Annotated in this window: 10 protein-coding genes; 4 read left to right on the top strand and 6 right to left on the bottom strand. The window is 74.7% G+C overall.

Annotated elements, in window-relative coordinates; genetic code table 11:
• From ABD067_RS22125 to ABD067_RS22145, 5 genes are all read right to left on the bottom strand, one after another.
• The coding region (locus ABD067_RS22125) for a hypothetical protein (RefSeq protein ID WP_343897578.1) at positions 1–200 on the bottom strand (200 nt) is incomplete at its 3' end.
• Between the two features lie 121 nt (positions 201–321).
• A complete protein-coding gene (locus ABD067_RS22130) occupies positions 322–591 on the bottom strand; it encodes a DUF2312 domain-containing protein (RefSeq protein ID WP_343897579.1) in 270 nt (89 codons plus the stop codon).
• Positions 592–643: 52 nt separating this feature from the next.
• The gene (locus ABD067_RS22135; RefSeq protein WP_343897580.1) at positions 644–961 is read right to left on the bottom strand and encodes a DUF1244 domain-containing protein; all 318 of its coding nucleotides are present in this window, start codon (positions 959–961) and stop codon (positions 644–646) included.
• An 84-nt stretch (positions 962–1,045) separates the two neighbouring features.
• Positions 1,046–2,029, bottom strand: coding sequence for a tripartite tricarboxylate transporter substrate-binding protein (locus tag ABD067_RS22140; protein WP_343897581.1), 984 nt, complete (start codon positions 2,027–2,029; stop codon positions 1,046–1,048).
• A gap of 43 nt (positions 2,030–2,072) precedes the next feature.
• Positions 2,073–3,146: a tartrate dehydrogenase gene (locus ABD067_RS22145; protein WP_343897582.1), complete on the bottom strand. Its 1,074-nt coding sequence runs from the start codon at positions 3,144–3,146 to the stop codon at positions 2,073–2,075.
• Between the two features lie 35 nt (positions 3,147–3,181).
• On the opposite strand from ABD067_RS22145, the gene ABD067_RS22150 reads away from it, so the two are divergent.
• From ABD067_RS22150 to ABD067_RS22165, 4 genes are all read left to right on the top strand, one after another.
• Positions 3,182–3,859: a GntR family transcriptional regulator gene (locus ABD067_RS22150; RefSeq protein ID WP_343897583.1), complete on the top strand. Its 678-nt coding sequence runs from the start codon at positions 3,182–3,184 to the stop codon at positions 3,857–3,859.
• Positions 3,860–4,099: 240 nt separating this feature from the next.
• Positions 4,100–5,392: a glycerate kinase type-2 family protein gene (locus ABD067_RS22155; RefSeq protein ID WP_343897584.1), complete on the top strand. Its 1,293-nt coding sequence runs from the start codon at positions 4,100–4,102 to the stop codon at positions 5,390–5,392.
• Positions 5,393–5,506: 114 nt separating this feature from the next.
• On the top strand, positions 5,507–6,940 hold the full coding sequence (gene pyk, locus ABD067_RS22160; RefSeq protein WP_343897585.1) for a pyruvate kinase: 1,434 nt from the start codon (positions 5,507–5,509) through the stop codon (positions 6,938–6,940).
• A 118-nt stretch (positions 6,941–7,058) separates the two neighbouring features.
• The gene (locus ABD067_RS22165) at positions 7,059–8,207 is read left to right on the top strand and encodes a hypothetical protein (RefSeq protein ID WP_343897586.1); all 1,149 of its coding nucleotides are present in this window, start codon (positions 7,059–7,061) and stop codon (positions 8,205–8,207) included.
• A 52-nt stretch (positions 8,208–8,259) separates the two neighbouring features.
• On the opposite strand, the gene ABD067_RS22170 is transcribed toward ABD067_RS22165, so the two are convergent.
• On the bottom strand, positions 8,260–8,535 hold the full coding sequence (locus ABD067_RS22170) for a hypothetical protein (RefSeq protein WP_343897587.1): 276 nt from the start codon (positions 8,533–8,535) through the stop codon (positions 8,260–8,262).
• Positions 8,536–8,757 lie beyond the last annotated feature (222 nt).

Below are 8,757 nucleotides of genomic sequence, written 5' to 3' on the forward strand. Positions count from 1 at the left end.
CCCTCGCGGATCGCGGCGCCGGCGCGCTGGACGGCTTGCTGCGCCGCCTGCGCGGCGGCCCGGCCCGTCTTCTTGGTGGCGCCCGACGTTCCGCTCCGCGCGGCGGCGCCCGTCGCCGCGCCCTTCGCGGCCTGCCCCCGCGCCGTCTCGCCGGCGCCGGACCGGGCCCTGGAGCCGCCGGATCGCTTGGTGTCCGCCATGGTCGGAGGTCCCCCGATCAAAAAAACGCAGATGCCCTTGCCATCAGGCGCCAACCTCCAACGCCGGCCGGGGCGCGCAGGTTCGCCAGCGGCGCGCGCCCCCGACGCACGGCGCCGGCCGTTACATCCCGAGCGCGCGGCGGTAGAGGTCCAGCAACGTCTCCTGCTCCTCCACCTCGGCGGGCTCCTTCTTGCGGATGGAGATGATCTGCCGCACCACCTTCACGTCGAAGCCCGCGCTTTTGGCTTCGGCGAAGATGTCCTTGATGTTGTCGGCGAGGCCCTTGCGCTCTTCCTCCAGGCGTTCGATCCGCTCCACGATCGAGCGCAGCCGGTCGGCCGCGATGCCGCCGACCTCCGTGTCCTTCTCCGCCGCCGTCGCGCCGCTCATCCGCACATCCCCCTGCGTGAAAGCGCGGTGGTAGCAAGCGGGGAAACGCCGTTCAATGCTGGCGGGAAGCGGCGCCCGCGTCGAACTTGGCCTTCTGCTCCGCCGTGGCCTCGCGCTGGTGGAGCGCCTGCCACTCCTTGTACGGCATCCCGTAGATGATCTCGCGCGCCTCGGGGTCCGAGAGCGCCTGCCCGCGCTCCTCCGCCGCCGCGCGGTACCACTTCGACAGGCAATTGCGGCAGAAGCCCGCGAGATTCATCAGGTCTATGTTCTGCACGTCCGTGCGTCCGCGCAGGTGCTCCACCAAGCGGCGGAAGGCGGCGGCCTCAAGCTCGGTGCGCGTCTTGTCGTCCATCTCCGGCGCGGCCATGGCGGTCCCCTTTTCCTTGCACCGCCGATGTGGCGCGGCTGGGGCCGCCGCGCCAGGGGGATGGGCGGCTGGCTCGTGGCGCCGTCAGTCGGCGTACTGGCCCGCCGCCTGGATCACCGGCCGCCACCGGGCCACCTCCTCGGCCAGGAAGCGGCGGTGGAAGGCCGGCGTGGCGCGCTCGTCGCTGGCGGGCTGCGTGACCAGGTCGGCGAAGCGGCTCCGCAGCCGCTCCTCCGCCAAGGCGGACCGGAGCGCGGCCGACAGGCGGTCCTGCACCTCCTCCGGCGTGCCCTTCGGCGCGTACAGGCCGTGCCAGGTGCTCATCAGCAGCGACGGCTCGCCCGCCTCCGCCGTGGTCGGCAGGTCGAGGCCGGGCACCCGCTGCGGCAGGGTGACGGCGTAGCCCTTGATGCGGCCTTCCCGCAGGAAGGTCGCTGTGTTGGTGGCCTGGTCGCAGAACACGTCGATGCGCCCGGCCATCATGTCGGTGATGGCGGGCGCGCTGCCGCGGAACACCACCCCGGTCAGCTTGGTGCCGGCGGTGCTCTGCAACAGCATGCCGCACAGGTGGTTGGCGGCGCCGAGGCCCGAATGCGCGAGGTTCAGCGCCTCGCCCTTCCGCCGGATCTCGGCCATGAAGCCGGCGAGGTCGTTCGCCGGGAAGTCCGGCCGCGCCACCAAGGTCATCGCCGCGTCGGAGGCGAGGCCCAGCGGCGCGAAGCTGTCCAGCACGCTGTACGGCAGGCGCCGGTACAATGTCGCGGCGCTGGCGTGGCCGATGTGGTGCATCAGCAGCGTGTGGCCGTCCGGGCGCGCCTGGGCGACGCGCCCGGCCGCGATCGTGCCGCCGGCGCCGGTGACGTTCTCCACCACCACCGGCTGGCCGAGGTCGCGCCCCATGCCCTCCGCGACCAAGCGGGTGATCACGTCCGTCGGCCCGCCCGCGGCGAAGGGCACCAGCACGGTGACGGGGCGGCTCGGGAACGCCCCTTGCGCCCGCGAAGCGGGCGCGGCCAGGGCGGCGGCGAACGGGCCGGCGAGAAGCGCGCGGCGCGGGATGTGCGTCATGTCCTGTCGTTCCTCCGGTTGTTCTTGTCCGCCGCGGCGGGGGTCACTCGTTGGCACCGCGGATCGCCGCGCACACCGCCTCCGTCACCTGCGCCGTCGTCGCCGTGCCGCCGAGGTCCGCGGTCAGCACGCCGTCGGCGCAGACGCGCTCCACCGCCGCCATCAGCCGCCCGGCCGCCGCGCCTTCGCCGAGGTGCTCCAGCATCATGGAGGCGGTCCAGAAGGTCGCCACCGGGTTCGCCACGCCCTTGCCGGCGATGTCGAAGGCCGAGCCGTGGATCGGCTCGAACATGGACGGCGACCGGCGCGACGGGTCGAGGTTGGCGGTCGGCGCCACGCCGAGCGAGCCCGCCAGGGCCCCGGCTAGGTCGCTCAGGATGTCGGCGTGCAGGTTCGTGGCGACCACCGTGTCGATGGAGGCGGGCCGGCGCACCATGCGCGCGGTCATGGCGTCCACCAGTTCCTTCTCCCAGCGCACCTCCGGGTACCCCCGCGCCACCTCGGCGGCGATCTCGTCCCACATCACCATGCCGTGCTTCTGGGCGTTGGACTTGGTGACGACGGTGAGCAGCTTGCGCGGGCGGGACTTGGCGATGTCGAAGGCGGTGCGCATGATCCGCGAAACGCCCGCGCGCGTGAAGATCGCCGTCTCCGTCCCCACCTCCTCCGGGTGCCCGCGGTGGGCGCGGCCGCCGTGGCCGGCGTACTCGCCCTCGGAGTTCTCGCGCACGATGACCCAGTCGATATCGCCCGGCTGCACGGCGCGGAGCGGGCTCGTGAGGCCCGGCAGCACGCGCGTCGGGCGGATGTTCGCGTACTGGTCGAAGCCCTGGCAGATGCGCAGCCGCAGGCCCCAGAGCGTCACGTCGTCCGGCAATTCCTGGTCGCCGACCGCGCCGAAGAAGATGGCGTCGAAGCCGCGCAGCGTGTCCAGCCCGTCTTCCGGCATCATCCGCCCGGTCTGTCGGTAGAAGTCGCTGCCCCAGGGGAAGTCGGTCACGTCCAGGGCGAAGTCGCCGCTGCGCTCGGCCAGGGCGCGCAGCACCTGGAGCCCGGCGGGGACCACTTCCTTGCCGATGCCGTCGGCGGGGATGGCGGCGATGCGGTGTCTGCGCATGGCGTCGGACCTTTCTCCTGTGCGATGAAAGCTAGATGCATCCAAAACGGGTCCTGCCCGAACCCCCGGCGCCCCGGCCCGAGGGCCTCGTGGGCGAAGCCTACGAAGCGCTCAAGGCGAGCGTGCTCGACCTCAGCCTGCCGCCCGGCCACGAAACCACGGAGCCGCTGATAGCCGAACAGCTCGGCATGTCCCGCACGCCCGTCCACGCGGCGGTGCTGCGGCTGGAAGGCGAAGGCTTCCTGCGCGTGCTGCCCCGGCGCGGCGTGCGCGTGTCGCCCATCGAGCCCGCGGGGCTCCGCGACGCCTACGGCGTGCTGATCGCGCTGGAAGCGGCGGCGGCGGAAGCGCTCGCCGGGCGGCGCGGGTCGGGCGTGCTGGCGGGGATGCGCGCGGCCAACGAGGCGTGCGCAGCGGCGCTCGCCGCGGACGACATGGCGGACTGGGCGGCGGCGGACGACCGCTTCCACCGCCTGCTGGTCGAAGGGTGCGGCAACCCGGTGCTGGCGCGCCTGGCGTCCAGCATGGCCGACCACGCCCAGCGCGCGCGAACCGCGACGGCGCGCCTGCGTCCGCGCCCGACCCGGAGCGTCGCGGAGCACGGCGCCATCCTCGACGCGATCGCCGCCGGCGACGCGGAAGCCGCGAGGGAGGCCACCCGGCGCCACCGCGCGCGCGCGAGCGCCGAGATCCTTGCCGCCCTGGGCGGGTGAGCCTGCCACGGCGGACGCGCCGCGGCGGCACCTCATCGGGATTGGCCAACCTTGCATATCAACTGGAATACCAACTAGTATTCTTTACTGCAAGCCTGGAGAAACGCCCGCATGGCGACGGTCCGCCTTCCAACCGATCCCGGCCGCGCCGGCCTCGCCAGCGGCACTCGGCCGTGGCTTCCTCACGAAACGCCGCCGGGGCTAGGCTGCTGACCGATGGCCGCGCATGGAGCACCCGAGTTGGAATGGACGGACTCCAGGGCACGCGACGCGCTGCGGCGGGTGTTCGACGCGGCCGTGCGCTCCGCCGACCCGCGCGCGGTGCTCGCCCGCCACCTCCCCGACCCGCCCGGCCCCGGCGGCCGCGTGCTGGTGCTCGGCGCCGGCAAGTCCGCGGCGGCGATGGCGGCGGCGGTGGAGGCGGCGTGGCCGGACCAAGCCCTCACCGGCCTCGTCGTCACCCGCTACGGCCACTCCGTCCCGACGCGGCGGATCGAGGTCGTCGAAGCCTCCCACCCCGTCCCTGACGCAGCCGGCGAGGCCGCCGCCCGGCGCATCCTGGAGATGGCGCGCGGCGGTGGCCTCACCGACCGCGACCTCGTGCTGTTCCTGGTCTCCGGCGGCGGCTCGGCGCTGCTCGCGCTGCCGGCGCCGGGCCTGACGCTCGCCGACAAGCAGGCCGTCAACCGCGCGCTGCTCCGCTCCGGCGCCGCCATCGGCGAGATGAACTGCGTCCGCCGCCATCTCTCGGCGATCAAGGGCGGCCGGCTCGCCGCCGCGGCGCACCCGGCGCGCGTGGTGACGCTCGCCATCTCCGACGTGCCCGGCGACGACCCGGCGGTGATCGCCTCCGGCCCCACCGTGCCCGACCCCACCACCTTCGCCGAAGCCCGCGCCCTGCTGGCGCACTACCGCATAGACCCGCCCCCCGCCGTCGCCGCCCACCTCGACCGCGCGGAGGAGGAAACGCCCAAGCCCGGCGACCCGCGCCTCGCCGGCGCCGACTACCGCATGATCGCCACGCCGCTCATGGCGCTGGAAGCCATGGCCGCCGAGGCGCGCGTCCTGGGCTTGGCCCCGCTGATCCTCGGCGACGCGCTGGAAGGCGAGGCGCGCGAGGTCGGCACCGTGCTGGCCGGCATCGCCCGCAGCGCCCGCGCGCACGGCAACCCCCTTCCCGCCCCCGCCGTGCTGCTCTCCGGCGGCGAGACCACCGTGACGGTGCGCGCCGAGGAGCCCGGCCGCGGCGGTCGCAACACCGAATGCCTGCTCGGCCTCGCCCTGGCGCTGGCGGGCGAGCCCGGCGTCTGGGCGCTGTGCGCCGACACGGACGGCGTGGACGGCACCGAGGACGCGGCCGGCGCCATCGTCGCGCCCGACACCCTGGGCCGCGCCCGCGCCGCCGGGTTCGACCCGCGCGCCGTGCTCGCGCGCCACGACAGCCACGGCCTCTTCGCCGCGCTAGGCGACTTGGTGCTCACCGGCCCCACGCTCACCAACGTCAACGACGTCCGCGCCGTGCTGATAGGCTGAAGCGCGCCGCCCCTGGCCGCGCGCCCCCTTGCCGCCCGGCGCGCGATCCCGGATGGATGCCGCCACCGGCCGCCGCCCGCCCACCCGGACCAGATCGGGAGTTCCCCAGCCTCCATGCCCCCGCGCATCCCGCTCCGCCGCCGGCGGCGGACCAAGGTCGTCGCCACGCTCGGCCCGGCCTCCTCCTCGCCGGAGATGATCGAGCGCCTGTACCGCGCCGGCGCCGACGTGTTCCGCCTCAACTTCAGCCACGGCTCCCACGCCGACCACGAGGAGCGGATCGGGATCATCCGCGGCCTGGAGGGCAAGGTCGGGCGGCCCATCGGCATCCTCGCCGACGTGCAGGGGCCGAAGCTCCGCGTCGGCCGCTTCGGCGGCGGGCGGGTGCAGCTCCAGGCCGGCCAGCCTTTCCGCTTGGACCTCAACCCGACGCCCGGCGACGTGCGGCGCGTGCAGCTCCCGCACCCCGAAATCATCGGCGCGGCGCGCATCGGCACCTCCCTCCTGCTCGACGACGGCAAGCTGCGGCTGCGCGTGGACCACGTGCGGGGGGACCACCTGGAAACGGAGGTCGTGGTCGGCGGCCCGCTCTCCGACCGCAAGGGCGTCAACGTCCCCGACGTGGCGCTGCCCATCCCGGCGCTCACGCCCAAGGACCGCGAGGACCTGGCTTTCGCGCTGGAGCGCGGCATCGAGTACGTCGGCCTCTCCTTCGTGCAGCGCCCGGAGGACGTGGCCGAGGCGCGCGAGCTCACCGGCGGCCGCGCCTGGCTCATGGTGAAGATGGAGAAGCCGCAAGCGGTCGAGAACCTCGACGCCATCATGGCGCTGACCGACTGCGTCATGGTGGCGCGCGGCGACCTCGGCGTGGAGCTGCCGCCGGAGGAGGTGCCGCTGGTGCAGAAGCGCATCGTCCGCGCCGCCCGCGCGGCGGGGAAACCCGTCGTGGTGGCGACGCAGATGCTGGAAAGCATGATCGCCGCCCCCGCGCCGACCCGCGCCGAGGCGTCGGACGTGGCGACCGCCGTGTTCGACGGCGCCGACGCGGTGATGCTCTCCGCCGAGACGGCGGCCGGCCAGTACCCGTGGGAGGCGGTGAACATGATGGACCGCATCCTCGCCCGCGTGGAGCAGGACGACGGCTGGCGCGCGCTCACCGACGCCGCCCGCCCCGAGCCCGAGCCCAACAGCGCCGGCGCCATCGCCGCCGCCGCGCGCCAGGTGGCGCACACCATCGGCGCCCAGGCCATCGCAACCTTCACCTCGACGGGCTCCACCACGCTGCGCATGGCCCGCGAACGGCCGGACTGCCCCATCGTCGGCCTCACCGCCTCGGAGGCCTCGGCGCGGCGCCTGGCCGTGGTGTGGGGCGTCCATCCGGTGGTGGCGCCCGAGCCCAACAGCATGAGCGAGATGGTGACGCGGGCGCTGCGCGTGGCGCAGGCCGAGGGCTTCGCCAAGGGCGGCGAAGAGGTGGTGGTGACCGCCGGCGTCCCCTTCGGCGTCCCGGGCACCACCAACGCCCTCAGGGTGGCGTCGGTGAAGTGACGCGCCGGGCCGCGCCGGCGCACCGCCCCGGAAAACCCGCCCGGAGGCGCGCCACGCGCCGCCACGCCGGGCACGACCCCCTGACACCGGAAAGCGACTCGATGAACGGAACGCCGCCATGAACCTGAACGTCGTCCTCCGAGGCCAGTCGAACGCCGAGGCCTTCGGGACGGCGAACGGCGGCTCCCTCCTCGCCGCGGTCGCCCGGGACGTGGAGTGGCTGCTCGGCTTCGACGGCGAGACGGACACGGTGAGCGTCCTGTTCGCCGCCGACACGGCCGACGGCGCCGACACCGCGGTCGGCGGGACGGGCTTCCTGACCGACTGGGTCGGCCCGCTCACCGCCGACTGGCGCGACGGCTGGCACGCCAAGTCGCTGGAGAAGGGCCTGCTCGACCATGTCGGCCGCCTCCCCGCCGGCCAGCGCGACGACCCGACCGCGGTGCTGTGGTTCCATAGCGAGTTCGACAGCCAGCGCGGCGGGCTGACGGCGGCGGAGTGGGAATCCGCCGTCCGCTTCGACGCCGCCCTGCTGCGCGCGGCGCTCGGGCAATCCGCGGACACCGTCCCCTACCTCTTCGTCAGCGCCCACCCCTACGCCGTGTGGTGGGGCCGGGACTCGGACGCGGGCCACCAAGCGGTCCGCCAGGGCATGGAGAACCTGTCCGCGGACCCCGCCTTCAACGCCGACATCGCCGCCCGCCTCCTCGACACCGACATCAACGGCGACGACCCGACCGCCTACGGCGACCAGCATTTCTCCCTTTCCGATCTGGTCCTCGCGGAAGGGCGGATCGTCCTTTCGCTTGCCGAGACCTGGGCGGCCTACGCCAAGCCCGGCTCGCCGGTGGCGCTGTCCAGCGGCCAGATCGACGACCACGGCCCGCGCGCCGTCGCGGCGACGGCCACAGCGCCCAACCAGCTCCTGGTCCGCTTCGCGTTCGACGGCGCCACCAACCTCCAACCGCTCGACCCGGACGCGGCGCGCGGCCTCGGCTGGTCGGTCCGAACCGCCGCGGGCGAGGAGGTCGGCGCCTCCGCCGCCGCCCTGGCCGGCGCCGACGCGCTGCTGCTGACCCTCGAAGGTCCGGCGCCCGCCGGCGGCAAGCTGTTCTACGGCTGGGGCTACGGCCGCCTCGCCGAGGGCAACGCGCCCGGGCAAGGCAACGCGGTGTACGACGAGCAGGGCATGCCGGCCTGGGTGGACGCAGCCGGCCTCGCCATCGCCGGCGCGGCCGCCCCGGCCTCCGTGGACCCGCTGCTGTAGTCGGCCCGGACCAACGCCGCCGCCGGCGGGCGTCTCCGCCGCGCCGGGCCGGTCAGTACGGCCAGTACCGATAGGCCGGCGGCGGCGCGTAGTACCAACGCGGCACCGGCGGTGCGTAGTACACCGGGGGCGGCGGGTAGTACCGGTACGGCGGCGGCGCGAAGAAGACCGGCGGCGGCGGAGGGGGTGGCGGGGGGAGATAGAAGACCGGCGGCCCGGCGCCGATGAACACGCCGACGCTGCCACGGGCCGCGGCGGGTCCCGCCGCCAGCGCGGAAAGCCCCGCCGCGAGCGCGGCCGCCGCGACGAAGGGACGGATGTTGGGCATGGATGCCTCCCGAGCGGGAATCCTCAGCGCAGGAAGTGGTTCCGGCGCATGCCCAAGCCAAGCGCGACGCCGCTTCTTCGCAGGCGCCTGGGAACGGCCGCGCCGACATCTCGATCCGGGCCGGGAGGCCGTGGAGGCCGGGATCCTCCGCGGGGCCCCGGAAGAGGCCCCGGGACGGGCGCGCCCGGAAGGACGCGCGTCGCGCCCGCCGCCGCCGCCGCC

This window comes from Craurococcus roseus, assembly GCF_039523795.1.
Classification (GTDB): Bacteria; Pseudomonadota; Alphaproteobacteria; order Acetobacterales; family Acetobacteraceae; genus Craurococcus; species Craurococcus roseus.